Annotated in this window: 26 protein-coding genes; 12 read left to right on the forward strand and 14 right to left on the reverse strand. The window is 44.3% G+C overall.

The features are described 5' to 3' along the window. Window positions 1-17 precede the first annotated feature (17 nt). From apgM to H528_RS0105420, 9 genes are all read left to right on the forward strand, one after another. A complete protein-coding gene (apgM, locus tag H528_RS0105380; protein WP_022853312.1) occupies window positions 18-1,322 on the forward strand; it encodes a BPG-independent phosphoglycerate mutase family protein in 1,305 nt (434 codons plus the stop codon). Beyond that, entirely contained in the window at window positions 1,319-1,873 is a 555-nt protein-coding gene (locus H528_RS0105385) for an adenylyltransferase/cytidyltransferase family protein (protein ID WP_022853313.1), read from the forward strand. The genes apgM and H528_RS0105385 overlap by 4 nt, the downstream gene beginning before the upstream one ends. An 88-nt stretch (window positions 1,874-1,961) precedes the next feature. Further along, window positions 1,962-3,446: an HD-GYP domain-containing protein gene (locus H528_RS14005; protein WP_022853314.1), complete on the forward strand. Its 1,485-nt coding sequence runs from the start codon at window positions 1,962-1,964 to the stop codon at window positions 3,444-3,446. A 94-nt stretch (window positions 3,447-3,540) separates the two neighbouring features. Further along, on the forward strand, window positions 3,541-5,385 hold the full coding sequence (locus tag H528_RS0105395) for an AfsR/SARP family transcriptional regulator (protein ID WP_022853315.1): 1,845 nt from the start codon (window positions 3,541-3,543) through the stop codon (window positions 5,383-5,385). A 164-nt stretch (window positions 5,386-5,549) separates the two neighbouring features. After that, window positions 5,550-6,476 (forward strand): trypsin-like peptidase domain-containing protein, encoded by a 927-nt coding sequence (locus tag H528_RS0105400; protein WP_022853316.1) that lies wholly within the window; start codon window positions 5,550-5,552, stop codon window positions 6,474-6,476. A gap of 24 nt (window positions 6,477-6,500) precedes the next feature. Beyond that, complete coding sequence (locus H528_RS0105405) at window positions 6,501-7,412, forward strand: hypothetical protein (protein WP_022853317.1); 912 nt, start codon at window positions 6,501-6,503, stop codon at window positions 7,410-7,412. After that, the gene (locus H528_RS0105410) at window positions 7,399-7,611 is read left to right on the forward strand and encodes a hypothetical protein (RefSeq protein ID WP_022853318.1); all 213 of its coding nucleotides are present in this window, start codon (window positions 7,399-7,401) and stop codon (window positions 7,609-7,611) included. The genes H528_RS0105405 and H528_RS0105410 overlap by 14 nt, the downstream gene beginning before the upstream one ends. Window positions 7,612-8,211: 600 nt before the next feature. Further along, complete coding sequence (locus H528_RS14765; RefSeq protein ID WP_022853319.1) at window positions 8,212-8,571, forward strand: prepilin-type N-terminal cleavage/methylation domain-containing protein; 360 nt, start codon at window positions 8,212-8,214, stop codon at window positions 8,569-8,571. 315 nt (window positions 8,572-8,886) lie between these two features. Continuing rightward, window positions 8,887-9,549: a response regulator transcription factor gene (locus tag H528_RS0105420; protein ID WP_022853320.1), complete on the forward strand. Its 663-nt coding sequence runs from the start codon at window positions 8,887-8,889 to the stop codon at window positions 9,547-9,549. Between the two features lie 193 nt (window positions 9,550-9,742). Here H528_RS0105420 and H528_RS0105425 read toward each other — a convergent pair whose 3' ends face one another. From H528_RS0105425 to nifH, 8 genes are all read right to left on the reverse strand, one after another. Continuing rightward, window positions 9,743-11,026 (reverse strand): nitrogenase component 1, encoded by a 1,284-nt coding sequence (locus H528_RS0105425; protein WP_022853321.1) that lies wholly within the window; start codon window positions 11,024-11,026, stop codon window positions 9,743-9,745. Between the two features lie 33 nt (window positions 11,027-11,059). Further along, window positions 11,060-11,509 carry a cyanase gene (cynS, locus tag H528_RS0105430; RefSeq protein ID WP_022853322.1) on the reverse strand — a complete coding sequence of 150 codons (450 nt, stop codon included), beginning with the start codon at window positions 11,507-11,509 and terminating at the stop codon, window positions 11,060-11,062. Window positions 11,510-11,631: 122 nt separating this feature from the next. Next, window positions 11,632-13,104: a nitrogenase component 1 gene (locus H528_RS0105435; protein ID WP_022853323.1), complete on the reverse strand. Its 1,473-nt coding sequence runs from the start codon at window positions 13,102-13,104 to the stop codon at window positions 11,632-11,634. A 15-nt stretch (window positions 13,105-13,119) separates the two neighbouring features. Continuing rightward, on the reverse strand, window positions 13,120-14,550 hold the full coding sequence (locus tag H528_RS13805) for a nitrogenase component I subunit alpha (RefSeq protein ID WP_157608145.1): 1,431 nt from the start codon (window positions 14,548-14,550) through the stop codon (window positions 13,120-13,122). Between the two features lie 12 nt (window positions 14,551-14,562). After that, entirely contained in the window at window positions 14,563-15,390 is an 828-nt protein-coding gene (locus H528_RS12835) for a radical SAM protein (protein ID WP_022853324.1), read from the reverse strand. A gap of 11 nt (window positions 15,391-15,401) precedes the next feature. After that, window positions 15,402-15,782: a P-II family nitrogen regulator gene (locus H528_RS0105450; RefSeq protein WP_022853325.1), complete on the reverse strand. Its 381-nt coding sequence runs from the start codon at window positions 15,780-15,782 to the stop codon at window positions 15,402-15,404. 27 nt (window positions 15,783-15,809) lie between these two features. After that, a complete protein-coding gene (locus tag H528_RS0105455; RefSeq protein ID WP_022853326.1) occupies window positions 15,810-16,127 on the reverse strand; it encodes a P-II family nitrogen regulator in 318 nt (105 codons plus the stop codon). 32 nt (window positions 16,128-16,159) lie between these two features. Next, on the reverse strand, window positions 16,160-16,987 hold the full coding sequence (gene nifH / locus H528_RS0105460) for a nitrogenase iron protein (protein WP_022853327.1): 828 nt from the start codon (window positions 16,985-16,987) through the stop codon (window positions 16,160-16,162). A gap of 579 nt (window positions 16,988-17,566) precedes the next feature. Here nifH and H528_RS0105470 point away from each other — a divergent pair. Beyond that, window positions 17,567-17,878, forward strand: a complete 312-nt coding sequence (locus H528_RS0105470; protein ID WP_022853329.1) for a PilZ domain-containing protein — start codon at window positions 17,567-17,569, stop codon at window positions 17,876-17,878. Between the two features lie 2 nt (window positions 17,879-17,880). Here H528_RS0105470 and H528_RS0105475 read toward each other — a convergent pair whose 3' ends face one another. The 5 genes from H528_RS0105475 to H528_RS0105495 all read right to left on the reverse strand — a co-directional run bounded on the left by H528_RS0105475 (window position 17,881) and on the right by H528_RS0105495 (window position 23,813). Beyond that, complete coding sequence (locus H528_RS0105475; RefSeq protein WP_022853330.1) at window positions 17,881-18,522, reverse strand: class I SAM-dependent methyltransferase; 642 nt, start codon at window positions 18,520-18,522, stop codon at window positions 17,881-17,883. A 36-nt stretch (window positions 18,523-18,558) separates the two neighbouring features. After that, entirely contained in the window at window positions 18,559-19,971 is a 1,413-nt protein-coding gene (glnA, locus tag H528_RS0105480; protein WP_022853331.1) for a type I glutamate--ammonia ligase, read from the reverse strand. Beyond that, window positions 19,968-22,481: a [protein-PII] uridylyltransferase gene (gene glnD / locus H528_RS0105485; protein WP_022853332.1), complete on the reverse strand. Its 2,514-nt coding sequence runs from the start codon at window positions 22,479-22,481 to the stop codon at window positions 19,968-19,970. Before glnD ends, glnA begins: the two co-directional genes overlap by 4 nt. Beyond that, complete coding sequence (locus H528_RS0105490) at window positions 22,481-22,819, reverse strand: P-II family nitrogen regulator (protein ID WP_022853333.1); 339 nt, start codon at window positions 22,817-22,819, stop codon at window positions 22,481-22,483. The genes glnD and H528_RS0105490 overlap by 1 nt, the downstream gene beginning before the upstream one ends. Before the next feature lie 61 nt (window positions 22,820-22,880). Continuing rightward, window positions 22,881-23,813, reverse strand: a complete 933-nt coding sequence (locus tag H528_RS0105495; RefSeq protein WP_022853334.1) for a J domain-containing protein — start codon at window positions 23,811-23,813, stop codon at window positions 22,881-22,883. Window positions 23,814-23,901: 88 nt separating this feature from the next. Here H528_RS0105495 and H528_RS0105500 point away from each other — a divergent pair, with 88 nt between their 5' ends. Together H528_RS0105500 and H528_RS0105505 are read left to right on the forward strand one after the other, a co-directional pair. Further along, a complete protein-coding gene (locus tag H528_RS0105500) occupies window positions 23,902-24,957 on the forward strand; it encodes a uroporphyrinogen decarboxylase/cobalamine-independent methonine synthase family protein (protein WP_022853335.1) in 1,056 nt (351 codons plus the stop codon). After that, the gene (locus tag H528_RS0105505) at window positions 24,954-25,553 is read left to right on the forward strand and encodes an RNA ligase partner protein (protein ID WP_022853336.1); all 600 of its coding nucleotides are present in this window, start codon (window positions 24,954-24,956) and stop codon (window positions 25,551-25,553) included. The genes H528_RS0105500 and H528_RS0105505 overlap by 4 nt, the downstream gene beginning before the upstream one ends. Here the strand turns inward: H528_RS0105505 and H528_RS12840 are convergent. Continuing rightward, entirely contained in the window at window positions 25,537-26,211 is a 675-nt protein-coding gene (locus H528_RS12840; RefSeq protein ID WP_022853337.1) for a PHP domain-containing protein, read from the reverse strand. The genes H528_RS0105505 and H528_RS12840 overlap by 17 nt on opposite strands.

A 26,211-nucleotide genomic window follows, 5' to 3' on the forward strand; every position in this document is an offset into this window, starting at 1 on the left:
TTGCTAGGTTATTCGTGATGGCGCCCAAAAGATGTGTTTTGATATTGTTAGATGGCTTGTCTGATCGTGCTCATCAGGTGTTAGGAAACAAAACTCCCCTTGAGGCTGCTAAAACGCCCAGCATGGATATTTTGGCACAAAGAGGATTGTGCGGTCTTATGCATGCAAGCGAGCCTGGAGTAGCGCTTCCCAGTGAGCAAGCCCATTTTGCCATGTTTGGTTTTGCTAAGGATTTTCCAGGGCGCGGACCTTTAGAAGCCCTTGGCGCAGAGATAAAAATCTCTCCAGGTGACGTGGCTATCCTCGCACGATTTGTGGGAGTAAAACAACTCCAAGATGGACTCGTAATCATTGATAATTCGCCCCAGCTTACGGCCCAAGAAAAAGAATATCTGGTTTCCCTTGTAGCCAGTATAAATATTCCTGGGGTAAAATTTTCTTTTCATCCTGTAAGCGGAACAAGGGGTATTTTGATAGTTAAAGGAGAAGTCTCTCCCTTTGTTTCGGACTCAGATCCTCTTAGCGAAGGGGCCCCCATTTACAAAGTTGAACCCACGAACCCGGAGGATGCCCTGGCAGCTAAAACCGCAGAAGTTTTGAATAAGTTTCTTTACGAGGTCTGGCAAAAACTAGAAAAAGCTCCTTTAAACCAGGAAAGACTAAAAAAAGGGTTTTCCCCTGTTAATTTTCTTGCAACTCACCGGGCAGGAAAGCTCGGGGAAACCGAAACTTTTAATGAACGCTGGGGGCTTCGCGCAGCAAGTATTTCCTCTGGCATAATTTATTGGGGTATTGGCAAATACCTGGGTTTTCACGTGGAAAAAATGAAAGATTATAAAGACCCGGCACAAGAGCTTGATGAACGGCTTTTGCGCGCTAAAGAACTTGCCAAGGACTTTGATTTTATTCATATCCATCACAAGGGTCCTGACGAAGCCGCCCATCGTAAAGACCCTTTGCTTAAGAAAAAGACTATCGAAGCTCTTGATAAGGCTTTGTCTTCTCATCTTGATTGGTTACTCTCTCCTGAAAACCTCGTTATCCTCACTTCAGACCACGCGACACCGTCCTCAGGTAAAATGATCCATAGCGGTGAACCTGTACCTGTTGTTTTTTGTGGAGAAGGAGTTTGGCCAGATAACGTTAAAAAATTTTCAGAAGTCTCCTGCACTCAAGGGGCCTTGAGCCTTATTTCTGCCAAATCCCTTATGTATCTTGTGCTCAACTTTTTGGACAGAGGAATACTTGCAGGACTTTGCTATGGTAAAACTCCGCGGGCATATTATCCTTGCAATGCTAGGTTATTTGAGGTGAAAGCATGAAATATCCTTTAGGCGTTGTCCACGGAAGATTTCAGGGCTTTCATTTAGACCACCTAAAATACGTACTTGCGGCGGCCAAGCGTTGTGAACATCTAGTAGTAGGGATTACCAATCCCGATCCCATGCTTACCAAAGAAGATCCAGCAGACCCTGAAAGAAGCAAGCCAGAGGCGAATCCCTTCACTTACTTCGAAAGGTATCTTATGGTGAAAGAATCACTTCTTGATGAAGGGCTTTCTCAAAAAGAATTTTCAATCGTACCCTTTCCTATTAACCGTCCCGAATTGTGGAAATTTTACGTCCCTTTAAATGCGGTTTTCTTTCTTACTATTTATGACGATTGGGGCCGCAAAAAAAAGAAAATGTTTGAAGAACAAGGGTTAAAAGTCGAAGTTCTTTGGGAAAAGCCACTTTCTCAGAAAGGGATTAGGGCCACAGAAGTGCGCCATCTCATGCGCCAGGGTGATCCAAAGTGGAGAGAACTCGTCCCCCCGGGAACTGCCAGAATTATCGAAAAGCTTAACCTTATTGAAAAGCTCAAAAATCTATAGTTCTTCTCTTTCGAAGCTCTCCCAGCTTTTTCAAGGCTTTTCATTTTTTTCCCGAAGAGAATTTTAGGAAAAAATCTTGGGAGGTTTTATGCCTAGTCGCCAAGGAATGCTTATTCTCAAAGACTTTCCAATAGAAAAAACAGACGAAATAGCAACTTTTTTAAGCCAATATACCAAAGGCAACGGAACTTCAGTTGAACATATTAAAAAAGTTCTTTTAAAAAAGCCCTTGATTTTGAAAAAAAATATCCCCGAAGAAGCTGCCAAGCCTTTTCTTGATTTTCTATCTAGCATGGGGGCAGAAGTACAATTCATTCCTTTAGAACAGGGCCCTGAGACCTTTGCAAAGTTGTCAAAACCAGCACAACCACAAGAGACTTCCCATTTTTCGGAACAAAAAATAGGAACTGATCCTGGTGCTTTCCAGGGGTCTCTACCCGTTAACGAAGATGCAGAACGGGAAAAAGTTTTAAACCAACAAGATAGATTTTCTTCTGATAAGCCTAAAGATGTATCTGATTTTTCCCTTCATGATCACGAATACGATGAAGAAAAACTTCTACAAGAATACTGGTATGAAGAAAAAAATAAGAAAAAGTTTTCTTTTCATAACCTAAAAAATATCATCCAGGAAGAAATATATCGTGTTAATAAAGAACTTTGGCTAATTTTATCTTTGGTATCTTTGATTGCACTTACTAATTTTTTAGTAGATTCTCAGAAGCTTCTTTTAAGTCTTTATACACTTCCTACCGTCTTTTCCGCGTACTTTTTTGGCAAAAGGCATGCCGTTCTTACAGCTTTTGCCAGTATCTTGTTAGTAATTTTGCTTATTTATTATCTTCCTCAACTAATAGAAGGAAAGTCGATTCTTTCTCTGAATTCTAACAATTGGCGTGAACTTGCCATCTGGGGTGGAAGTTTAATAATAACTGCTTATGCCATGGGATCTCTTTATGACCGCTACAAGGAGAAAATCAGAGAACTACAGAAGACCTATCATGGAGTTCTCTTGATACTTAGGCATTTTATATCAAAAGACGAATATACGGAAAACCATTGTTATCGGGTTTCCGTTTTTGCGGTAAAAATTGCCCAATATCTCGGGCTTCCTGAAGAACGGATTGAAGATTTACGTAATGCGGCTTTATTACATGACATCGGGAAATTAAAAATAAGCAGGGAAATACTTTATAAGGCCGCCAAGCTCACCCAACAGGAATTCAAAGAAATAAAAAAACACGTTACCTCTGCCACCGAAATACTTGATCCCCTGCAAGGAACTTTGGGCCGAATTATTCCTATTATTCTGGCACATCACGAAAAATACGACGGTTCAGGATACCTAGGGATGAAAGGGGAAGACATTCCTCTTGAGGCCAAAATTCTTGCTGTTGCAGATGTGTACGATGCCCTTATAAGCGACCGGCCTTACAAAAAGGGCTTGCCTCCTTTTGAAGCCAAAGAAATTATCGTAAAAGGTGCCGGTAAGCACTTTGACCCCAAAGTAGTAGCGGCCTTTGTAAAGGCTTTTGAACACGGAGAGATGGAAGTCCCCCATATAGTTGTTTAACTAATCTTTAAAAAATTTTTGAGAGTACAGAATTTCAGGGTAGCAATATAAACTTAAAATTTTTATTTTTTTAAGACTTGTTTATAATGTTTTCATGAAAGATCTGGCCGAAAGCTGGGATCGCTACCAAAGATATTTAATCCTTTTACCTCAAAACCCTAAAAAGTGCTTCCAAGAGCTTAATCCTCTTTTTAAATGGGCTACCGATAAAAAAGACAGCTACCATGCCTTTTTGCTCTGGCCTTTATTAATCAAAGCCATCATCTTTTCCTGGGATAATTTTAAAAAACTTGATCCCTACCTTGAGTGGTACGAATCAAATTTCCCCCTTGCTAGGCTTGAAATCATTCCTGAGTTTTTAGCTTTTTTAAAAAGCAACTATTTCTTGGCACTTTTTCTCAGGAAACCTGAAAAACAAATCCTTCCGGTGCTTCAACAAGAACTCTTGGCATCGCTAAATCAAGTTGAACAACAAGAGACCAAAGCAGAAATCCTTTTTAGTATTTCTTGGCGTGTTTTTTGGCAAGGAGACCTTATAACTCTTGCTCTTCTTGGAGATGAGCTAAAGCGCCTAACAAAGTTTTCTCCTGGCGCTGAAATCACCAAAACTTGGATAGAAGCGGGAAAAGCAATATGGGTACATGATGAATTTGATGCTGCCAGAAGTTTATTACAAAAAGCCCATCAACTAGCGGATAGAAAAGAAATCCCCATTTGGAAACACCTTCTCTTTGCCTTTGAGGGCGCTTGCTTTCTTTTGAAAAACAAGCCTTTAGGTGCTGAAAAGGCTTTAAACGCTATGGAAGCATCTTTACCAAAAACAGGAAAACACGCCTTGGGGCACTTTCTCTATCTGAAGGGGTGGAAACACTTTTTAGCCAAAGACTTTAATCAGGCTGACATCTATTTTAAGCGTGCGCTCCAGGTTTTAGAAGAGACAGGGTATCGCTATCCTTTTTATCTGACTTGCTTTGCCCTCTCACAGGTCCTTTTTGCAAAAAAAGAATTTCCTGAAAGCCTTAAATACCTGAAAAAATGTGAAACTTTTGCCAGAGAAGCTAAATCTTTTGCTCTTTTGTTCATGTGTAGTCTTCACCAGGCTTATTTAGCCTATTTGAGCGGAGATGCTGCCTTTGGAAAGTTTTTTCTAAAAAGGGCCCTTTCCATAGGGAACAGACAAAATTATATCCATCTTCTCTGGTGGCATAATCCCCAGATGCTTTCTTATACGCTAGCCAAAGCCCTTGAGGGCAACATTTTCCCGAATTATGCCAAACAGCTTATCATTCGACATAATTTGAGGCCGTCGCCTGCTTTTGGAAATATCTCTGTCAACTGGCCTTATCGTCTAAAAATTTATACTCTTGGGCGCTTTGCCTTAGAAATAGAATTAAACAAGCAAAAAATTAGAAAAACTCCTTCAAAACCCCTTGAATTACTGGCTATTTTAGTCGCAGCCCAAGGAGAAGTAGAAAAATCTTATGTTCTAGATATCCTCTGGCCTGAAATTGAAGCTGATAACGCTTATCACAACCTTGAAACTACAATCTATCGGCTGCGAAAGGTATTGGGGCAAAAAGACCTTATTAAAAGCCACGGTCGCACTATAAGCCTGGATACCGAAAGTTGTTACGTGGACATGTGGGAGCTGAAAAGCAAACTTGAAAAAATTAAAAAAGCTATAACCCGCCAAGCTGGGGCAGAAGCTTTTCTGCTAACAGAAGAAGTTCTCGATCTTTATGACGAATTCCTTCCAGGATACCACAACCCTCTGGTAATCTATGAAAGAAATTTTCTTAAAAAGAAGACCTCTGCCCTACTTATTCAATGCTTAGAGTTTTTAACAAAAAGCTTTCCCAAAGAGGTCCCATTTTTGAAAGAAAAAGCCGCTTCCATTTTAGGCCCGGAGTTTTCTCAAAAATTGGCCCAGAACCTATAATTTTAGAGCCCTTTGCAAAGTACGTTTTCTTAAGTCCCGTTCCAGCAATCTGTTCCCATTTTCCGGAAGAAAGTGGGAAAGACCCCATTTGGTTAGTTTTTTGTGAAATATCTGTGAGTGCCTCGGCTTTATTTTAGGTCATAGACCAAAACAAGGAGGCACTTATGGAACAAGAACAGGTCATAGAAGAGATGATTTTACGTATCCAGGAAATTAAGGCCGAGGTAGAAGAGGAGCTTTTGATCAAAGAAAACGTCGTAGGCTTGGGTGTGGGATTCAAAGAAGTAGGGGGCAAAGAAACCACTGACCTTTGCCTGCAAGTTTATGTGGAAAAAAAGCTTCCCCAAAAGGAATTAGCTCCAGAGGCGCTTGTTCCAGAACGTATTTCAGAGCTACCTACAGATGTAGTAGAGGTGGGAATCGTTGAAGCCCAAAGTTATACGGCCTGTGTGCGACCAGCGCGGCCTGGCTATAGCATTGGCCATTATCGTATCACCGCGGGAACTTTCGGCTGTCTGGTAAAGAGTTGCCGTACGGGAAGGTCCTATATTCTTTCAAACAACCACGTGCTGGCCAATAGTAATCAAGCCCGTATCGGAGATCCGATTGTGCAGCCAGGGCCTTATGACAACAAGCCCTGTAACCCCAAAGTCATTGCCAGATTAGCAGCCTTTGTCCCCATTAGCTTTTCCTCAGGAACGTATAACCTGGTTGATGCTGCCCTCGCGCACCCAGCTGGTTCAAGCTTAGTTATCCCCTATTTTCCCAATGGCTCTTTGCCCAAAGGAACCAAAGTGGCTAACCTGGGAATGCAAGTTTACAAATTCGGTCGCACCACCCAATTTAGTCGCGGCAGAGTTCGTGGTGTAGATGCCACCATAGCCGTACGTTACGGCGCTGGCAAAAGGGCAATTTTCCGAAATCAGATAGTTACGACCAATATGTCCCGTGGGGGAGACTCAGGCTCTTTGCTTTTTTCAAGCGATGGCTATGCCGTGGGGCTACTTTTCGCCGGATCTTCGGTGGTCACCATTCACAACAACATTCACAACGTGTTACTGGCCCTAAGGGTAAGACTCGTTACGGCTTAAATAAAACTAAAAAGGAGGTCCTTCATGGAAAGGATAGATAAAAATTTCTTAGAAGAAAGTGCCGAACAGGAAACATCGGCGGCCATGGCCCTGCTAGAAGAAGAAATTACCCAATCAAAAGAAATGGCTCGAGAAAATGAGGCGGAAATGTGGGAGCTTATCCGCCACCTTAAATTTCAACCAGAGGCCATAGAAGCAGAAAATGCCAAAGAAGACGAACAAGCTGAAATCTTTGCGCGCCAGGCCGAAGAAACTCTACAAACCAGAGATTTGGACATTGAAATTCTAGGGGAAGAAGAATTAGATCAGTTCATTTTAGAAACCCAGAGAGTAGTAGGCGGAAAAGCAGGGCACTACTGGGACACCCTACCCTTTCATGCCTGGGGAAGGGTTTACAAACACAACGAAGGTGGTGTAACCCAAGGCTCAGCAACTCTTATTCGTTCTGAAAGAAAAATGTTTCTCTACGCCAAGGCCCGAGGTGCAGGGCTTGGAATCACCGATGATAACGACGTCACGGTCTATGGTAAGTTTTACTACGCCTTTTATCCCCGCAACATAGGCACCGTACGGGTCTACGTGCCGGTGACCACCAGAGGCTGGTACCAATTGCGCTCCAATGATAAATGGTGGAATTCCAAAGAAGCCAAAGCCCGAATTACCCTACAAATACGCCTTTATCAAAATTTTTGGGGCCCAATCAAAAAAAGGCGTATCTTTTCCCGCGGTGGGGGGAACATCTCAGCGGCAAATCGTATTGATCGCTACCAAAGCATATACTCAGACCCCATGTCCGTAGGTGCTAATAGGTGGGTCTTTGCTGAAGTAACGTGTAAGCTGAGGGTTGAAACTGAGGGAAGCGGCACTTTAAGTGTGTTATCCTTCAGAAGACCTGACTGCATTTATGTACCAGGGGTACGCTTTGAGTTCGCTTAAAAAAGAAGAAATAGAAAAGGCCCTCTACTCGCTCCTAGAGCAGGGGGCCATTTTGGGCTTTGAGGTACCTGAAGACCCAGGCAAGGGCATAACAATTTTTGCCCCCAAGAAAGATCGATCATTAGAAAAAAAACTTGAGAAAATCCTCAAAGGAGCCCCTTTACGTTTCATTGAAACAGAACCCCCTGAAGCCCTTTAGTTACAAATCTGATGAGACATGAAAATGGTCACAGCAATCCCTTGGAATCGCGAGCGGAAATTCTTTTTCATGGTTATTGCGGGGCATGAAGTGCCGAAGCAATCCCATGGAATCGCGCGGGCGTAAAAGTCGCCTCGCGAAGGCACCTTGTCAGATAAAACGTGCTCCCATTAGGAGAGCGTTTCTTTTCTATCTTTCTGCGGAGAACGACCAAAGAGTCCCAATCCACGTCGTAAGAGTGAGGGCCTTTAGCTCTTAAGCATCCATAAAGCGATTTGAGGGTTCCGTCGCTTGAACCTTCACCTGTTGCTTAGCCTTTAAAATGTTTTGAGGATCCCTTTCCATTTTTGTTTCAAAAAAAACGGGAACGGATCCGGAGAAACATTGTCCACCAAAAACGGCTCCCAACAATAGTTGCCAATATACGGCAGTTGATTGACAAAATTTGTCAGTTTAAAGCCCCTTACATCTTTTTCCGATAGCAATTTTAGCGGAAAGGAGAAAGAAACAAATTGGCACGCTCATTGCATAATTAGTTTAACGAGAGAAAACGAGGTGGCCACCTCGAAAATAATCAAAAAACAAAAGGAGGATTAAAAGATGATTAGGGAAAGAAGTTTAAAGAAGAACAGGAAGAAAGGTTTTACCTTGGTAGAACTATTAATTGTCGTAGCAATTATCGGTATTTTGGCAGCAATTGCTATTCCACAGTACGCACAATATAAGAAAAAGTCAGCGATAGCAGCGGCAGAAGGATCAATACGTACATGTATGAGTGAACTTGTAGCAGAATATGCGGATGCCGGTACTACAACAAAGGCTTGTGATGTAGATGGATCAACTTGCAACCTTACGTTAGATCCAACAACTGGCCAAATTCAAGACCCAAACTGCAGTGTAACAGTTAAAGGGATAGGGTTGACCTGTAATATCAACGGTAATGTAGTAACGTGCTCATAATCTATTTCTATTCTATCTAGAAGGAGGGGAATTCTCCCTCCTTCTAGATTTTTACAGTTATGCCTACCAATTCGAAATTATATTCTCATAACACTATTTCTAATAACTTTCTTTATTATGTTTTTACAAAAGTTCCCTGAACAAAATACAGAATAGTAAAAAAAGAAACAAAATCATATAATACTATCTTAAAAATCAGAATATTTATAAAAAGAAGATTTCTTAAAGAAAGAACAAAAAGGTTATGTCTTTTGGGGAAAACTGTAGAAATTAAGGCCGTATATAGATAGAAATAAAATCAAAAATATTAGTGTAATGAAACCCAAAACACTAATAATCGAAGATGACATGTTTTTAGGGCCTCAGTTGGAGGATTATCTCAATAACCATGGTTTCGTTGCTTATTGGCTTGCTGATGAACGAAAGTGGCAAAAGGTGCTTGCTGAAGGCCATTTCGCAGCGGTGGTGTTAGATCTCATCCTTCCACACGAATCAGGAGAAAGTATCCTAAAAAATATCAAAGAAACTTATCCCGAGCTTCCTGTACTCGTTCTCACCGCCAAACATGGCCTTACCTCCAAAAAGGAATGTTTCGAAGCAGGGGCTGACGATTATCTGGTAAAACCCTTTGAGATACTTGAACTGGAACTCCGTTTACGGGCCCTTTTGCGCCGCTATGAAGCTAAAGAGTCTTATGAACCGATAAGCCTAGGTGATCTCAAAGTCTATCCTGACAAAGGAATAATTTTGAAAAACGGCGAGGAAATTTTTCTTTCGAAACGCCGCTGGGATCTGTTGCTGTTTTTGTTAAAAAACCGTGGGCGTCTGGTTACTAAAGAAGAAATCCTTGCAAATGTCTGGCAGGATGCAAATGTCAACGATGACACCCTGCGCTCCTACATAAAAGACTTGCGCAAACTTCTTCCCAAAAACACTCTTGTTACCGTTCACAGCCGTGGTTACCGCTTAAACATATAAGACTTTTGCAAAATTACTGGGATCAGTGTTGCAAGACCAACTGCAAAGATCCGTACCCATTAAATTAATAATGAGGGCATTTTAAGCCCGACGTCGTTATGGATCCTTCGCCTGCCCCTTCGCTTCGCTCAGGGCTTCGGCTCAGGATGACAGGGGAAGAAAGGCTAAGGATGACGTTTAGGGTAAGCCTAGGTTATAGAGGTTCGCCGTGTAAAAGATTCCATACCGGGGCCTTGAGATGGCGGTAGATATCCCTGGCAAAGTTGGCCATGCCAACATAACCCGCGTAAGGGCCGCGGTCTTTGGGCTGAGGAAAAGAAAGCACTGGCACTCCCAGTTTCACGATACGCCACTGTTCCCGCGCGTTTGTTAAGACGATGTCCGGCTTAAGCAACCACAAAGCCTCTTCTAACTCGGCATCACCCGGATTATCGGTGACCAACGGGGCTATTTCCTTGGCCTCTTCATGGTCCTCCCCCCTGCCAAAGATAGACGCAGCAGCCAGAACCTCAAAGCCGAGTTCCTTTAACATTTTGCCTTGAGGGCCAATGCGATAAGCTCCCAGTACCACAAGGGCTTTCTTACCAACAAAATGGCGTCTTAAAGGGAAAATCTTTTCAAGGACTTCGGCCTCTTTTTCAGCAATAACTTTTTCTATGTGCTTTTCTGGAAGATCAAAATAGGCGGCAATTTTTCTAAGGGAAGCGGCTATGGACTTAAGCCCATAAAATGAGACCTTCATATAAGGGATACCGTACGCTTTTTTTACTTTTTTGCAAAAATCTTCTGCTGTGGCACCACAGAACATGAGATTTAAATGAGCGCAGGTCATTTTTTCTATGCGGGACCAGGAGGCATCTCCCGTAAGAGATACATGCACCTTTACTCCAAGTTCTGCAAGAAGCTCTTTAATAACTTTAGTCTCGCCACCAACGTTATACTCTCCGATCAGGTTAACCGTGGGCTTCTTAGCACTGGGCGAATGTTTTAACATGTCAAAAATAACCTGGTATGCCAGGGAGTGTCCCTTTGACTGGGAATAGGCCGAAAAACCAGGGCAAGACACCACTTTCACAGGCTTTCCGGTTTCCTTTGATACTTCTTCTGCAATAGAAGTAACGTCTTCGCCAATGAGACCAGAAACACAGGTAATGTAAACAAAGGCTCCTTGCGCTGAGGGATCAAGAGAAAAAGCTTCCAAAAGGGCCTTTTTAAGTTTTTCCCTGGCACCGAAAATTACGTCGTGTTCCTGCATGTCAGTTGTCCATACGGGGGCAGGAGTGCCGCGCACCATCTTACCGTAGTAACTGCAGCCAACAGCACCGTGAACAATATGTACGGCTTCCTTTATGGGACCAAGTACGTAACGTGTACCAAAATAAACGCAACTCCGCTGGCTCATGCTCCCTGGTTCAGTGGCCAGGCCACAGGAGCGTCTTGGTAAAATTTCGGCACTAGAAATAGTCAAGGTGCGCATGCTCTCCTCCTCGCTTGATCTAAGCTTAAGCTATTACCACTTTTTGAAAGGCAAAAATTTACCGTTGAAAGTAACCACTACCCGATCCCCTTTGGGATCTTCTTGCTTTTTTATGTCAATAGAAAAATCAATGGCACTCATAATGCCATCACCAAACATTTCGTTGATCACCGCTTTAATAGCAGGGCCGTAAACCCTCATGATCTCATAAAAGCGATAAATTAGAGGATCAGAGGGAATGGTATCGGTTTCAGCCCCCCTCATAGGAACCTTTTGGATCGCTTGATAACATTCATCATCTAATTTAAGTAGCTCTTTGAGTTTATCTGCTTCTTCCTTAGAAGCCACAGCCTGTCTGTAAAGAAGGGCTGCTACCCAAACCTTATCCCTACCAATTGCCTTACCTATCTCTTCAAAGCTAAGTCCGCTGGCTTGTTTAGCCTGAATAAGTTTTCTAATTATCGGACAAAAGACGTATTCCATAACAAACCTCCTTTTTGGTAGATCCGGGTAGCCCCGAACCTCTTGGGATCCGTTCCCATTTTTCATTTCGAAAAATGGGAACGGATCTAAAACGACGTCGGGCTTTTATACCCTCATTAATTTTATTGATGCGTACGGTCATCAGGATAATGGTAGTCAAGGATCGCATTGATAATACGAGCCAAGAACCGCTCCCCACCCCGGTAACCGATAATAGGCTCACGCTGATAACCCACCCGGTCATAAACAGGAAAACCAAAACGTACCAACGGCACCTGAATTTCACGAGAAATGTTTACACAGCGTGAATGCCCGACGATTACATCCGGAATATCATTTTTAAGGGCGTATTCCCATTCAAACTGGTCGCTATCGTTAAAGATAGTGGGGCTATGCCCGTACTCTTCGCATACCTCCCTGATAGCAGCCTCAGCGGTACGGCTTTTAGTTCCGATCAGGACATAGGTTGGTATCATGCCAAGCTCGCAGACAAATCCCGTGGCCGCAGCCACAAAGTCAGGATCGCCACAAAGGGCCACTCTCCTGGACATGGTGTAATGAAGTGTGTCTGCCATGGCATCGAGCAGGATGCCACGCTCCCAGCGCAAGGCGTCGGTAATTGGTCTTTCGGCAAGTTCTGCCACCGCTTTGATAAAGCGGTCAGTATTTTTAACGCCTATGGGCATAGTCATGATTTTTGAAGGAGTCTTGAACCGTCTTTCAAGCCAGGTGGCCCCAGCACCTCCGGCATCAGGAGATAGGGCAAATATGGCTTTGGCATCACCCGCTCGCACAAAGTCTTCTACTCTCGTACCACCTGGCGGATAATAAGGAATGCGGTTGGGCATCCCCACCAGAGGACAATCAAGAGTCTCGCTTATATCAAAAAGAACTTTGCAAGAAACATCCATAAGCTCCATCATGTGTTTGAGTTCACGAATATCCCCAGGCATCATAAACCCCGGGATGAAATAGACGTCTTCAGTGGTCTGCCCCGTAGATTTAGCAAGGGTTTTTAAGAATTCGCGCGCCGCACGGTTGTAACCCTCCACGTGGGAGCCAGCGAAACTTGGCGTATTAACAATAACAAACTTCACGGCATCGCGAACATCCGGGCCCATTTCCTCTTCCATGATATCTATAGCTTCATCCAGGAAGCTGTGGATATCGTCTCCGATAACCTCGCTAGAACAAGTGGTGATAATAGAGATTAGCTCTGGTTGATAACGACAGACCAAGTTCCTTATGCCGCGGATAAGGTTTTTGCGCCCGCCAAAAACTGCGGCGTCTTCGTGAAAGCTTGCGTTGGCAATAGAGGCAGGCTCACGAAAAATACGGGCAAAGGTATAGCGCACGTAAGTGGTGCACCCCTGGGCCCCTTGAACAAAGGGGATAGCACGATGAACCCCAAGGGTCGGCCACATAGCCCCAAAAGGCATACAGGTGCGCGAAGGATCAATGCACACTGCCCGGTTTTTCGCCGGCACAAGCTCTGGTGGCGGCGGAGTATATTCTTCCGTCAAAGGTTCCTTTTCGATTTTTAGTTGCTTGTATGTTATTCCCTCAATGGGTATCTCTTTTACGTTGTTAATCATGACATCCTCCTTGTTTTAAAATTCTTCCTGCGCAATTTTCCATACCGGAGCATAAAGAGCCTGGTATATGTCCCGGGCAAAGTTGATAAACCCTCGAAAGCCCGCATAAGGCCCCTTCTCGTAAGAGTGTGAGTTGAGAGTTGGTACCCCAAATTTGCGCACCAGGTACTTCTCTTTGAGACCGGTTAAGAAAAGGTCAGGTTTTTTCGTCTCGATCATCTCTTCGATTTCGAACTCATTGGGATTGTCGATAACAAGGGTGCCTGGCTTTACCCGTTCGACTATTTTCTGGTAATCGTCTTTGTGGCCAAAGGTGGTCATACAGGCCACTACCTCCATACCAAGCTCCCTCATGGCCTTTACCCAGTGCCATACACGGGGAGCACCAACATAGATGGCGATCTTTTTGCCAGACAGCTTGTCCCGATACCAGTCAAGGGCCTTTTGAATAGCCGCGGTTTCTTCTTCGATAACCTCTTCGGCGCGTTTGATGAGCTTTTCTTCTCCAAACCAGGCTGCGGTATCCCTTAAGGCCTTAGAGGTCTGCTCCAGTCCGAACAAGCTCACTCCGATATACGGGATTTCAAAACCTTCCTTGATGAGGGCTGCGATGTAGGTTGCTGAACGCTGACAATGCACCACACTCAGTTTGGCATCTGGCATTTTAAAAAGATCCTCAAAACGACTATTACCCGTAAAGGTAGCTATTACACGCAGGCCAATTTTTTCAAAAAGGGGCAAAATGGTATAAGTATCCCAATCGATGTTATACTCTCCGATAAGGTTAATATCATAAGGTGTCTTTTCTTCTTCCGGTAAACAAACCTCAGGATGTTCTTCCCTGTACTTAAGAAGCCAGCTATAAAACTGATAGTTAAACTCGTGGTGTCCTTTTGATTGAGAAACACCACAAAATCCCGGAGAAGAACAAGCAAAAACCGGTTTTCCTACCTCTTGTGACACCTCTTTAGCAATTTGTTCGATATCATCACCAATGAGCGCAGTGGAACAGGTATTGTAAATTATGGCTCCTTTGGCTCCAGGGTTAATGCGAAAGGCCTCAAGCAGGGCCTTTTTTAATTTTTCGTTACCACCAAAGATGATGTCTTCTTCGGTCATGTCAGTACAGAAACAATGGCGCCGGTGATTGGCTTCGTTTTCAAGCACCCCAGGCATGGCCCAGTTATAGACATTGCCCAGGTGGCGTCTGGTACCCCAAGTGTAATAGCCACAACCCACTGGTGCGTGAATCATGTGAATCACATCGGTAATAGGTCCGCCCACGACCCCGCGGGCCCCGGCATAGCTTCACCCACGTTCTGTTAGGTCGCCAGGCACTGTTGGGGCATTACAAGCAGGAATGGTACTTTTATCTTCGTCAACTATGACTACGTGTTTGTTTCTTTCTGGAATGCATATATTGCAGCGTAACTGATGATACGGCATAGTTTCACCTCCTTAAAAATTGCCTGCTAAGCAGGATAAAGTCATATCCCCTAAACCGGGAATGCCTACGGCATCAGCCCGGCAGCGTTTGCACGAAAGGAACTGGGGCAAAAATCTTCCCGCCACACTTCTCGCCCTGGCCATCTCCTTTTTGCTAGGAGGCCTAAGGCCCGAAAACTCACCAAGGGGAATCAACGGAATAATGTTCATAAGGCTTGCCCCTGCGTTGCCAGCAAGTTGAGCAATGGCAGCCATCTCATGGTCGTTTATCCCAGGCACAAGCACGGTATTAACCTTTACCCGAATGCCTGCTTCGGATGCCAGGGCGATACCTTCCAGTTGTTTCTCAAGAAGAAATCTTGCTCCCTCTTCCCCTTGTAACCTGCCCTCTTTGGTATTCACAAACTTGACAAGTTTGGCCCCGGTCTCAGGGGTAGCGGCATTTACAGTGACTGAAAGGAAATCAAGACCAAGGGCCGTAAGTCTTTCTATGTTTTCGGGAAGCGTCAGGCCGTTAGTCGCCAGACAAATCTTAATCTCTGGAAAATGACGCCTTACCTCGGAAAGGGCGAAAAAAGTCTCTTCATTTGCAAGGGCATCTCCTGGCCCCGCAATCCCAACTACTTCGATGCGTGGCTCATTTGTCAAAACATACGACAAATAGTCTTTGACATGTTCAGGTCTTAAAATGGATTTGGTAACACCTGGACGACTTTCGTGGACACAGCCAATCTCTCTTTCACAATAGGCACACTTAATATTACAGGCAGGCGCCACGGGAAGATGTACCCTTCCCACTAAACGATGCGCCTTTTCGTCAAAACATGGGTGTCTGAGCATGTTTTCCTCCTTTAAAAAAGGGCTTCTAGGTCTTTTTCTCCGGTACGAACCCGGTAACTTTCATCCACTGGCAATACAAAGATTTTGCCGTCTCCGTGTTTGCCTGTCTGGTTTACGCTAATAATGGTCTTAACCACCTTTTCCACCATGGCCTCTGGCACCACTGCCATGAGTAAGCGCTTAGGGATAAACCGTGCCTTCATTTCCTTGGCCTTTTCGATGATTTCAGGACTTACCCGGTAACCAAGCTCGTCAACGTAGCCACCTTGTTTTCCGCGACCAAAGGCCTTTACCGCAGTAAAAGAAGGTAGCCCCATCTCAGCCAGAGCCTTTTTGGTGGCCAGCATTTTTGTGGGTCTAATTATTGCAATGATTTCGCATATTTTGCTCATATTGCCTCCTTGTCTTCTGCAAAAGCTTTAGAGTTCAGGCTGGCCGGTACGGATAGTCCAAGCTTCATTCACCGGCACCACAAATATCTTTCCGTCTCCGAAACGCCCGGTACGCGCTGATTCCATAATGATGTCGCGCACTTTGGGCACTGCCTCATCATCCACCACCAGAAAAAGCAAGGTCTTAGGGAGTTCGTCATAGACGATCTCTCCCATAGTAAGACCGCCTTGTTTTCCGCGACCAACCACGTCAATGCGCGTTAGCGCAAGAAATCCCGCCTCTTCTAAGGCATCCACTACGTCCTGGGTTTTTTCTGGCCTGACAATAGCTTTGATCATTTTCATGTTGTTTTCCTCCTGTGTCTTAAAAATTTGAATTAAGCGATTCCGTATTTGACTACCAACTGTTCCAATTCATCCATGGAAAGGGGCTTAGGAATGACTAAGTTCTTATTTTCAATGATCCTGCGCGCAAGCTCCTTATAAGCGTGAGCCTGCGGGTGGTCCGGATCATATTCCACCACGGTCTTTTTGTTGAATTCTGCCTTTTGGACGATGTTGTCACGTGGGATGAACATAATCATCTGGGTGCCCAAACGTTCGCAGAACTCCTGCATAAGTTCTTCTTCACGGTCAACCTTACGGCTGTTACAGATAATGCCACCCAGACGCACCCCTGTGCGTTGGGCATATTTGACCATTCCGCGGCAAATATTGTTGGCAGCATAGATGGCCATCATTTCACCAGAGGCTACGATGTAAATCTCCTGGGCCTTGCCATCACGCACCGGCATAGCGAAACCACCACAGACTACGTCACCCAAAACGTCGTAAAAAAGAAAGTCTAGGTCTTCAGGATAGCCACCAAGCTGTTCCATAAGGTTTATAGCGGTGATAACACCGCGACCAGCGCATCCAACACCTGGTTCAGGACCACCAGATTCCACACAACGAATACCGGCAAAACCGATTTTTACGACTTTATCGAGGGTTACGTTTTCTTCACCTTCTTCACGAAGGACATCAAGAACCGTTTCCTGGGGTTTTCCGCCAAGAATCATACGGGTAGCGTCAGCTTTGGGGTCACAACCATGAATCATGACCTTTTTATCAAAATAGTGGGCCAAAGCAGCAGCTAGGTTCTGGGTAGTGGTTGATTTTCCGATACCACCTTTTCCGTAGATACCGATCTTCCTTGTAGCCATAATTATTACCTCCTTTAAAACTTTTTATTTGCCTACCGAATAGAGCAAAGCTGATGCCAAAAATTAAAACCCTTGATTATCAATGCTTTTAGAAGACAAGCGCCTACAAAAAGCTACAAAAAACTTACAAGCACCTATTTCAGAATATGACAGGTCAGTTTTTGGGAAGTTTTTTTTTGGATCCGTTCCTATTTTTCGTTCCGAAAAATAGGAACGGATCCCTTTGAAAGCAGAGAGGACGGAAAATTCTCCCGATAATAATTACTAGGAGCATAAAACAGGCAACACTTAAGCATTGCGAGCGCCTTTTTGGGGAGTCATTGCGAGCGAAGCGAAGCAATCTCAAGTAGAAGAGGTTCTAGAGGTTCTAGAGGTTTGGATTGAATGGGTATCGAAAGCACCATTTTTGTAAGTCATTGCGAGCGAACGCAGTGAGCCAAGCAATCTCGGTAAGTGAAGGGACAGGGATCGCGCGGGCGTACAAGTCGCCTCGCGATGACACCTTTAAAACATGCTCCCGGCAATAAATGCTTTAAGGTTTCAGCTTTTTCGCCGAAATAAGTGTTAGGAGGTGGCAAAATGGAACAAGAACGCCGACGTCATATAAGGGTAAAACTTAAAGGTTCAAAGGTATTTCTCCCTGATGGTCAGGAAGGGGAGCTTGCCAACGCAAGTATCAGTGGTATTGCCTTCTGGCAACCAAACGGAGCCTCTCTTAAACCAGGAGATACTTTAAGTATTGTCTTGACTTATCAGGGCGAAGAAATAAACGGAGAAGCCAGGGTGGTTCATCTCAACGGAAGACTTGTTGGTTGCGAGTGGATTGATTTTGCCAATGAAAAACAAAGAATGGCGTATTATTCCTGGCTTCTTGAGCCAGAGTTCGAATAAAGCTAAAGTTTTTCTGCCAAAATGGCCCAAAAACCCGCCTGGGTAAGAAGGCCTTCTTTTGGGCTTTCTTTTTTGGGGGAAGCTTTTGGCGAAATAAAAAGAGAACTATAACCCGCCTTTAGTCTGAAACCCGCTTCATCAAGCAAGCTTGGCAGTTCCTCTCCTGCTAAAAACCTGGCATAGCGATAAAGGGGATGGCCTTGGCGCGCTTTTTCTTCGTAATAAACACCCCAGGGAGAATCTTTTGGTATTACCCCAAGATATAAATTTCCGTTGGGCTTTAAAACCCGGTAACACTCAGAGAGGGCTTTTTTAGGATCTTCCAAAAAACATAAAGTAAAAAACATGCCGCAGGCATTAAAACTTTTATCTTTAAAAGGTTGCCGCTCTGCGATGCCACACACGGCTTTTATCCCCTTTTCTCTGGCTAGGGAGAGCATCTCAAGAGAAGGGTCAAGCCCGTAGTCAAAGCCTAGCGCCACCGCAAAGGCTCCGGTACCAACACCAATTTCTAAAGCAGGTTGTTTTGGAGGGCCCAAGTTGCGTAAAGTTTCGATCTCTGAGGCAAAGATGGGGTTTTCCTGATACCAGGCATCGTATTCTTGGGCTACTTGACCAAAACTTTTGCTAACTTTTTGCCACATAAAATAAAAGGGGGGCTTGGCCCCCCGTTATTGTTTTTAGATATCGAAGTAAAGATAGAACTCGTAAGGATGCGGACGAAGGCGAACCTGATCTGCCTCTTCGCTACGTTTGTAATCAAGCCACTTCTTGATGAGGTCTTCGGTGAACACGTCGCCCTTGAGCAAGAACTCGTAGTCGTTTTCAAGGGCATCAAGGGCTTCTTCAAGGGTAGCAGGAGTCTGAGGAATGTCTTTGAGTTCTTCTGGAGGCAGGCTGTAGAGGTCTTTATCCATAGGTTCACCGGGATCAATACGATTTTCAATACCATCAAGGGCAGCCATAAGCATAGCGGCAAAAGCAAGATAACCGTTACAGGAAGGATCTGGGGTACGGAATTCAATACGTTTGGCTTTGGGGCTTGGGCTGTACATAGGAATACGAACAGCAGCTGAACGGTTACGGCTGGAATAACAGAGGTTCACCGGAGCCTCAAAACCAGGGGTCAAACGCTTATACGAGTTGGTGGTGGGGTTGGTAAAAGCACAAACAGCCTTACAATGTTTCAAAATACCACCAATGGCATAAAGGGCGGTCTCAGAAAGACCAGCATAACGATCGCCAGCAAAAAGAGGAGTATCCCCCTTCCAGATGCTGAAGTGAGTGTGCATACCAGAGCCGTTATCACCAAAAAGAGGCTTGGGCATAAAAGTAACGGTCTTTCCGTGCTTATAGGCCACGTTTTTAATGACGTACTTGTACCACATGAGCTGGTCGCCCATCTTTAGGAGGGGCGCAAAGCGCATATCGATTTCAGCCTGGCCAGCAGTGGCCACTTCGTGGTGCTGGCATTCTACCTTGATGCCGATCTGCTGAAGCACCATGACCATCTCCGTACGGAGGTCATGGAGTTTGTCAGACGGAGGCACCGGGAAGTAACCTTCTTTGGGACGAGGCTTATAGCCAAGGTTGGGGCACTCCTCACGGCCGGTATTCCAGGCACCTTCGATAGAATCTACGAAATAAAAACTATAGTTGGTGCCGGTGTCGTAGCGAATGTCATCAAAGATGAAAAATTCCGGCTCAGGACCAAAAAAAGCTACGTCGCCAATACCGGTGCTCTTGAGATACTCTTCAGCCTTTTTGGCTACATAGCGGGGATCACGACTATAGGGCTCTTTGGTAATAGGGTCATAAATGTTGCAAAGAAGTACCAAAGTAGGCACTTCATAGAAGGGATCCATAACCGCAGTGTCAGGATCCGGCACAACGATCATGTCACTTTCGTGAATCTCCTGCCAGCCACGGATTGAAGAACCATCAAAACCAAAGCCGTTTTCAAAGGAAGACTCATCAAGCTCTTCAATAGGAACCGTAAAGTTCTGCCACATACCAGGGAAATCAACAAACCTCAAGTCAACCATCTTTGCGCCGTTTTTCTTGGCAAATTCAAGTACTTCTTTGGGTGTCATACCACTACCTCCTTATGTTGGTTTATATTTTGTTCGCAACTAAAAGCTTTGTCTGAAAAGATTTTGTTAAGGGTGTTTTGCAAATACTCTTTGAGAGATTTGATTTCTTCTTCTCCTAATTTTTCCCCTTCAGGTGTGCGTACATAAAAAACATCTGTGAGTAAATCTTCCCGGTTGGCAATAAAAGCTCGTTCAATGTTTACCGGCCACTTAGAAAGGGCCTTTGCAAGCCTATACAAAAGACCTAATCTGTCTGTAGCAAAAACTTCGATAATGGTAAAAAAGTCTGAATGTTCGTTATTTACGTTAACGTAAATTTCTGGTGCTTTAGGTGGCTTCTTTAGTTGGCATACTAAAGGTTTTAATCTGTTAAGTTCTTTATCGAGATCCTTTTGGCCGGCAAGAACAAGCTTGAGGGTCTTTTCAAACTCATCCCAATAGACCTCTCCATAAGGAGAGGTTACTTCGAAAATATCAAAGACCGTGCCATCTGTCAGGGTAAATACACGAGCAGAGTGAATATTTAGATGAAATAAAGTAAAAACTCCTGCTAAATTAGCAAAAAGACCAGGTTTATCTTTGGTGATTACCACAACCTGGTAAAGCCCTTTTTTTTCTTCAATATCTAGGAGAAGTTCTCTTTGGGCTTCTTGGTAGGATTTTAAAAGAGAGGCTCCTCTGATTAATTTTTCTATATCTGCATGTAAAAGAAAACAAGGAGGTAAAACTTCTACCAGGGCACCAAATTTTTCCCTCAAAATTTCTTCGCGTTCAACAAGAATGGGGATAGTTCTTTTTTCGGAGAAGACGCCTTCTAGGAAAAGCTTTTCCGCCTTAAGATAAAGCTCCTGGAGAAGAGAAGCCTTCCAGCTATTCCAGGCAGAAGGCCCAGTGGCCCGAGAATCAGCTACCGTTAGAAGATAAAGCCTATTTAAATGTGGGAGGTTTCCCACCTTCATGGCAAAATCCATAACTACCTTTTCTTCGGTTAAGTCTCTGCGAAAAGCAGTTTCAACCATAAGCAAATGTTGTTCTACCAAGCGCGCCACGTTTTCTGCTTCTTCTTCTGTAAAGCCGAGTCGTTTAGCAATATCTCTAGCCACTTTCGCTCCAGTAACTGCATGTCCCCTTCCCTGTCCTTTGGTAATATCATGCAATAATCCTGCCAAAAAAAGAACTTCTTCGTTTTCTACGTGTTTCCAGAAAGTAGGTTCTTCCCTTTTTAAATTTGCAAGTTCTTGTACGGTAAGGATTAAGTGTTCATCTAGGGGATGAATGTGGTAAACATCAAATTGGGTAAGCCCGAGAACCCTTTTAAACTCGGGCAAAATATCAAGAAGAACCCCTGTGTCCCGCATGCTTCGCAATGCCAAGGCGGCGTGGGGTTTTGTCAACATTTTTGTAAAAATTTTTCCTTCAAAACTTACAAGGCGATTTGATGGGAAGTTTTCCTTAAGAAAAATACGGGTGAGGTTATGGAGTTTTAAGCCTGTTTCAGCTTGCAGCAAAAAGAGATGCAATAAATAAGAAGGGTCTATCAAAGCCCTTTCGCGATAGGTCAGATGAATCCGGCCAGATAAAATCTCAAAGCCCTCATGCAAGATCTCTCGTTCTTTTGAACTAAGCCCCAGGGTTATCTCAACGTGGTCAAAAAGGGCTTCGGCAGCTTCGTTTATATTTTTCATGGCGCGATAAACACAGGTCATAAATTTTTCAATGGCGGTTTCGGCACGGGTGCCAAAGCCCATCTTAAGGGCAATAAGAGGCTGGTATTCGAAATAAAGCCTATCTTCTTTTCTTTTGGCCAAAAGGTGTAATTCTTCGCGCACACAAAGTAAGAAATTGACGGAATTTTTCAAAATAAGCCTTTCGGCATGAGAGATAAGACCTGCGCGTTCCATTTCGCGTAAATCGTTCAACCCAAAAAGAACCCTGGCTGTCCACAACAAAAAATGATAGTCCCTAAGCCCCCCAAGGCCTTCTTTGATATTCGGCTCAAGAAGAAAGGAATCTTCCTGATAGACCTTAAGGCGCTTTTCACGGACTTCTCTTAGGGCCAGAAAAATTTCTTTGCGTCTGCCTGAAATAAGTTGTTTTTCAAAAAGAGAAACAAATTTTTGGTAAAGCTTTTTAGAGCCCGCCACCAAACGCATGGAAAGAAGCGCAGTAAGGAAGGGTAAATCTTCCCGGGCATCGTGAAAAACTTCTTCTAAGGTGAGCACACGGTAGCCAACATCGAAGTTGCGATCCCACAGGGGATAAATAATGCTTTCAACCGTTTGGGTAAGGATCTTTTCGTCAAGTTCTTCGTGAAGGAAAAGTAGGTCAAGATCAGAATAAGGACAAAGAGTCTTGCGCCCGTAGCCCCCAATTGCTATGAGAGAAAGGGGTTTTCGGCGCAAGCTATTGGGGAATAGACTTTTTATGAGTCTGTCTATTTCTTTGGTGCGGCCCAACACCTGCGGTTTGGCCACACCAAAGTCTTTTAACGCTTCCTCAGCATAGGCCATTAAACGGCCTCCGGACCCCTTTCCCCGGTACGGATACGAATGACATCTTCCACCGGCAGGATAAAAATCTTGCCGTCGCCGATTTTCCCGGTGCGTGCACTGTTGATAATGGTTTCTACGACTTTTTCCACCTGGTCATCATCTACAATCAATTCTATCTTTACCTTGGGAAGAAAATCCACGATGTACTCTGCACCGCGGTAAATCTCCCGATGACCCTTCTGGCGCCCAAAACCTTTCACTTCGCTTACAGTCATACCTTTAATACCAATTTCAGCCAGCGCTTCCTTTACCTCTTCCAGTTTAAAAGGCTTGATAATAGCTTCGATTTTTTTCATGCTTCTCCCTCCTAATTTTTAAAAGCACCCTACCGAAATTCAAAAACTATGCCAGCGAAAATTACTCCTGGCCTGAATCCAAAGCCAGGAATCCTGGGGGAAGGCTTTGACATTTATGTAAAGGTTCACCATGTTTTTTGACAATCTTGTTCAGATCTTTGGGGGAAGCGGCTTCTATTTTGAGAATCATCCCTTCCAGAAAAACCAGCGGTTCAAGCACGTTATAACGACGATGAAGGGAAAAAAGATAGGAATTCTCTTTAAGCTCTGTTTTAAGAAGGGGAAGACAAGTGCGTTTAAACACTTCCACCTGAAGAGCATTTATAATTTGAAAGGCCTTTAAATCAGGAAGCCCAGCATCTGCCGCTTCTTTGGTGGGGCGTCTTTCTAAAAGGGGCCATATTTCTAAACGACGCCTTGAGACTGAACCCACAAGGGTTATAAAATTAACGGGTTGAAAATTACGTCTTCGAGGAAAACGGCAATAAAGCTTTCCTTCTTCATCGAAGAGCATCTCTTTAAAGGCCACCTGGCGGGAAAATCCGGTAAAAGAAGCGTTAAACCTAAGGCCGATATCAAGGAGAAGGACTTTAGTCATCTTTGGCTTTTCAGGAAAAAGGGTAGCGTTTGCTTTTTCAGAGGCTTCCATAAGATGCCGCCAAAAGTTATCAGCAAGTAATTCCTGCTGCCTTAGAAGCTGGGCCAGCCTTTTGTTTAACTCATCAATGGTACGCTTTTGGGTGCGCCGTGAAAGGCGCTTTAAATATGCCTTACGGTGGGCCTCAAAGGAATCAGGGTTGCGTTCAAGATCAAGGGCTTCAAAGGCAAGGTTTAGTTCCACGGCTTTTTCTTTATCACTTCCTTGCAGATCCGGATGGTAAGCCCGCTGAAGAGCGCGGTAACAAGCCTTTACCAGACCAAAAAGGGCTTCATCGTCAAGTTCGCGGACTATTTCTGGCGATATGCCCAAAACTTCAAAAGGATTTCGGCGCATGTCTTAAATTTTAAACTATTGTTTTCTCCTTGGCGAATATGCCGATATTTTGGTAAAAGAGCTTCCATAAAACAAGGAGGTTGTTTTCATGATCAAAGCAAACGCTTTACCTACTCTGATCGGAAGTTTCCCTGGAAGTGATTACCAAAAAGCCATGGATTTAATTTTTAAATATACCCCTGAAATTCCATGCTGGCCTCAACTTCCAGCCTTTCCTCACGAAGGAATGCTCATCCAGTTTAGCCACGGGCTTCCGGGCTTTGACCCTGAAAAATTGGTTATTGATCCCACAAGCCCTGGTTTTGAAGAAGAAATGCTTGCTTTTTACGAAGAATACATGGCGGTTAAAGAAGGCGGAAAACCCCTTTCAGAGAGCCTTTTTGTCATTAAAGAAACCGAAGCAAAAGGACTTTATCTTTTAAAAGAAAACTTTAAAAGCAAGGAAAATGCCTTTGCCGTAAAAGGGCAAATCACAGGCCCTTTTACTTTGGCCACCGGGATCAAAACTCCTGAAGGCAAGGCTGCCTTTTATGATCCCCCTCTGCGAGACATCATCATAAAAATGGTTGCTATGAAAGCAGCATATCAAGCAGAATTCTTAAAAGAACTTGGCATGCCAGTGATCATTTTCCTTGATGAGCCAGCCCTTTCTGGTTTTGGTTCTTCGGCCTTTGTGGGGGTAAGTCGCGAAGAAATACTTGCCGCGCTCTCAGAAGTTGCTCTCGAAATCAAAGAAAGAGAAGGGCTAGTAGGAGTCCACGTTTGTGCCAACACCGAGTGGGACCTCCTCATAGAAGCAGGGCTTGATGTGCTTAATTTTGACGCCTTTGATTATCTTGATCGTTTTCTTCTGTTTGCCGAAGACCTCAAAAATTTTATAGCCGAAGGAAAAGTTATCGCCTGGGGCATAGTCCCCACCCTTAAGCCAGAGGTATTGGCAAATATAGAAGCTGACGAACTGGTCGGTAAACTTGATTCTTCCATAGAAGAACTTGCACAAAAGGCCCAATTAGACTACCAAGAAATCTTAAGACACTCTTTGATTACTCCCAGCTGTGGCATGGGAACTTTGCCTGAAAACTTGGTAGAAAAAGCGCTATCACTTTTAAAGGAAACCTCAGCAACCCTGAGAGCAAAATTATGACCTTTGAACTCGAAACAGAAAGGGAACGCCTTATTCCAGATACCAGTGTTTTTACCAATCCTGATGTTTATAGGGAGTTTGGTAAAAACCCAAACGAAGCCTTTGCAAACTTTTTAGAACTGGTAGCAGAGGCCCCCAACGTAAGGGTGTACATGCCCTCTTCCGTTTACGAAGAACTCAAAAAGATGCTTAAAAACGCAAAAGTCCCTCCCAAGGCCCGGGCGGTATTTCGGGTAAAATCCCCCAAAAAATATGAAATTCAGATACCGGCATTTTTACTTTACGAATTAATCGACGATATCAGACAACGCATAAACAAAGGCCTGCGGGTGGCTGAAGATGCTGTGAGGGCTTCTGCACACCGCAGCCCGGATGAAATTATAAACGCCCTGCGCCGCAGATATCGCGAAGCCCTACGAGAAGGCATTGTCGATTCCAAAGAAGACATTGAGCTTATCTTGCTGGCCCTTGAGCTTGATGGCCTCTTACTTTCAGCTGACAGAGGCATTTTGGCCCTTGCTGACAAGCTCGGTATTCGCTGGGTACCACCTGAAGAAATCAGAGACACCATTGAAGGGCTTATTTATAGTCCCTGATAGCAAAGCGCGTATAAATACTTTTCACACTTGCACGCAAAATAGTAGGTTCAAGGGCTCCTTTTTTTATTAGGTCAAACAAATCGCTAATGGTTTCAACGGGCCTGTCTACAAAATTTGCTACAATGCCTAGTTCTTCGGTGGTGTGGGCGTCACTTCCAGCAACCATGGGAAGACCGTAGATTTCTGCAAGACCGAAAGCCTTGGCATTGTCTTGGGGAGCCGTTCTTCCGTTTATCACTTCAATGGCATGGACTAACCCCTCTTCAAGAAGAGACTCATCGGGTTCGTTCCCCCAACGAAAAGGATGTGCCCAGATAGCAAGACCATTTAGCTTTTTTATCTCTGCTAGGACCTCGCGCGCCGAAAGACCATAAGGAAAATTAGGAAGTTCTTCTTCAGCAAAGAGCAAAAAGTCTCCTTCTGGGGCAGAGTATTCCATGCCGAAAAATATTCTGACTTTTCCGTTAAAGCTCAAGTTGGCAAATATTTCCCTGGCTTGAGTTGAGAAATGGTCTGTGATGCAAACCGCGTGGTAGCCGATTTTTGAAAGCCTTTCCAAACACGCCTCAAGACTTTGATGTCCACACGGAGATACATCCGTGTGGACATGTAAGTCAACCAAAAACTTTGGTTCCTGCTCAGCCTTTTCTTCCAT

Origin of the sequence: Thermodesulfatator atlanticus DSM 21156, assembly GCF_000421585.1 — a bacterium.
GTDB lineage: Bacteria > Desulfobacterota > Thermodesulfobacteria > Thermodesulfobacteriales > Thermodesulfatatoraceae > Thermodesulfatator > Thermodesulfatator atlanticus.

Coding starts and splice junctions, on each gene's coding strand:
- H528_RS14005 (WP_022853314.1), top strand. CDS start 1,962: ATGCCTAGTCGCCAAGGAATGCTTATTCTCAAAGACTTTCCAATAGAA.
- glnD (WP_022853332.1), bottom strand. CDS start 22,481: ATGGCCTATGCTGAGGAAGCGTTAAAAGACTTTGGTGTGGCCAAACCG.
- H528_RS14765 (WP_022853319.1), top strand. CDS start 8,212: ATGATTAGGGAAAGAAGTTTAAAGAAGAACAGGAAGAAAGGTTTTACC.
- H528_RS0105425 (WP_022853321.1), bottom strand. CDS start 11,026: ATGCGCACCTTGACTATTTCTAGTGCCGAAATTTTACCAAGACGCTCC.
- H528_RS0105500 (WP_022853335.1), top strand. CDS start 23,902: ATGATCAAAGCAAACGCTTTACCTACTCTGATCGGAAGTTTCCCTGGA.
- apgM (WP_022853312.1), top strand. CDS start 18: ATGGCGCCCAAAAGATGTGTTTTGATATTGTTAGATGGCTTGTCTGAT.
- H528_RS12840 (WP_022853337.1), bottom strand. CDS start 26,211: ATGGAAGAAAAGGCTGAGCAGGAACCAAAGTTTTTGGTTGACTTACAT.
- cynS (WP_022853322.1), bottom strand. CDS start 11,509: ATGGAATACGTCTTTTGTCCGATAATTAGAAAACTTATTCAGGCTAAA.
- H528_RS0105490 (WP_022853333.1), bottom strand. CDS start 22,819: ATGAAAAAAATCGAAGCTATTATCAAGCCTTTTAAACTGGAAGAGGTA.
- H528_RS0105495 (WP_022853334.1), bottom strand. CDS start 23,813: ATGCGCCGAAATCCTTTTGAAGTTTTGGGCATATCGCCAGAAATAGTC.
- H528_RS0105475 (WP_022853330.1), bottom strand. CDS start 18,522: ATGTGGCAAAAAGTTAGCAAAAGTTTTGGTCAAGTAGCCCAAGAATAC.
- nifH (WP_022853327.1), bottom strand. CDS start 16,987: ATGGCTACAAGGAAGATCGGTATCTACGGAAAAGGTGGTATCGGAAAA.
- H528_RS0105385 (WP_022853313.1), top strand. CDS start 1,319: ATGAAATATCCTTTAGGCGTTGTCCACGGAAGATTTCAGGGCTTTCAT.
- H528_RS0105450 (WP_022853325.1), bottom strand. CDS start 15,782: ATGAGCAAAATATGCGAAATCATTGCAATAATTAGACCCACAAAAATG.
- H528_RS0105400 (WP_022853316.1), top strand. CDS start 5,550: ATGGAACAAGAACAGGTCATAGAAGAGATGATTTTACGTATCCAGGAA.
- H528_RS0105505 (WP_022853336.1), top strand. CDS start 24,954: ATGACCTTTGAACTCGAAACAGAAAGGGAACGCCTTATTCCAGATACC.
- H528_RS0105435 (WP_022853323.1), bottom strand. CDS start 13,104: ATGATTAACAACGTAAAAGAGATACCCATTGAGGGAATAACATACAAG.
- H528_RS0105420 (WP_022853320.1), top strand. CDS start 8,887: ATGAAACCCAAAACACTAATAATCGAAGATGACATGTTTTTAGGGCCT.
- H528_RS0105395 (WP_022853315.1), top strand. CDS start 3,541: ATGAAAGATCTGGCCGAAAGCTGGGATCGCTACCAAAGATATTTAATC.
- H528_RS0105470 (WP_022853329.1), top strand. CDS start 17,567: ATGGAACAAGAACGCCGACGTCATATAAGGGTAAAACTTAAAGGTTCA.
- glnA (WP_022853331.1), bottom strand. CDS start 19,971: ATGACACCCAAAGAAGTACTTGAATTTGCCAAGAAAAACGGCGCAAAG.
- H528_RS0105405 (WP_022853317.1), top strand. CDS start 6,501: ATGGAAAGGATAGATAAAAATTTCTTAGAAGAAAGTGCCGAACAGGAA.
- H528_RS0105455 (WP_022853326.1), bottom strand. CDS start 16,127: ATGAAAATGATCAAAGCTATTGTCAGGCCAGAAAAAACCCAGGACGTA.
- H528_RS12835 (WP_022853324.1), bottom strand. CDS start 15,390: ATGCTCAGACACCCATGTTTTGACGAAAAGGCGCATCGTTTAGTGGGA.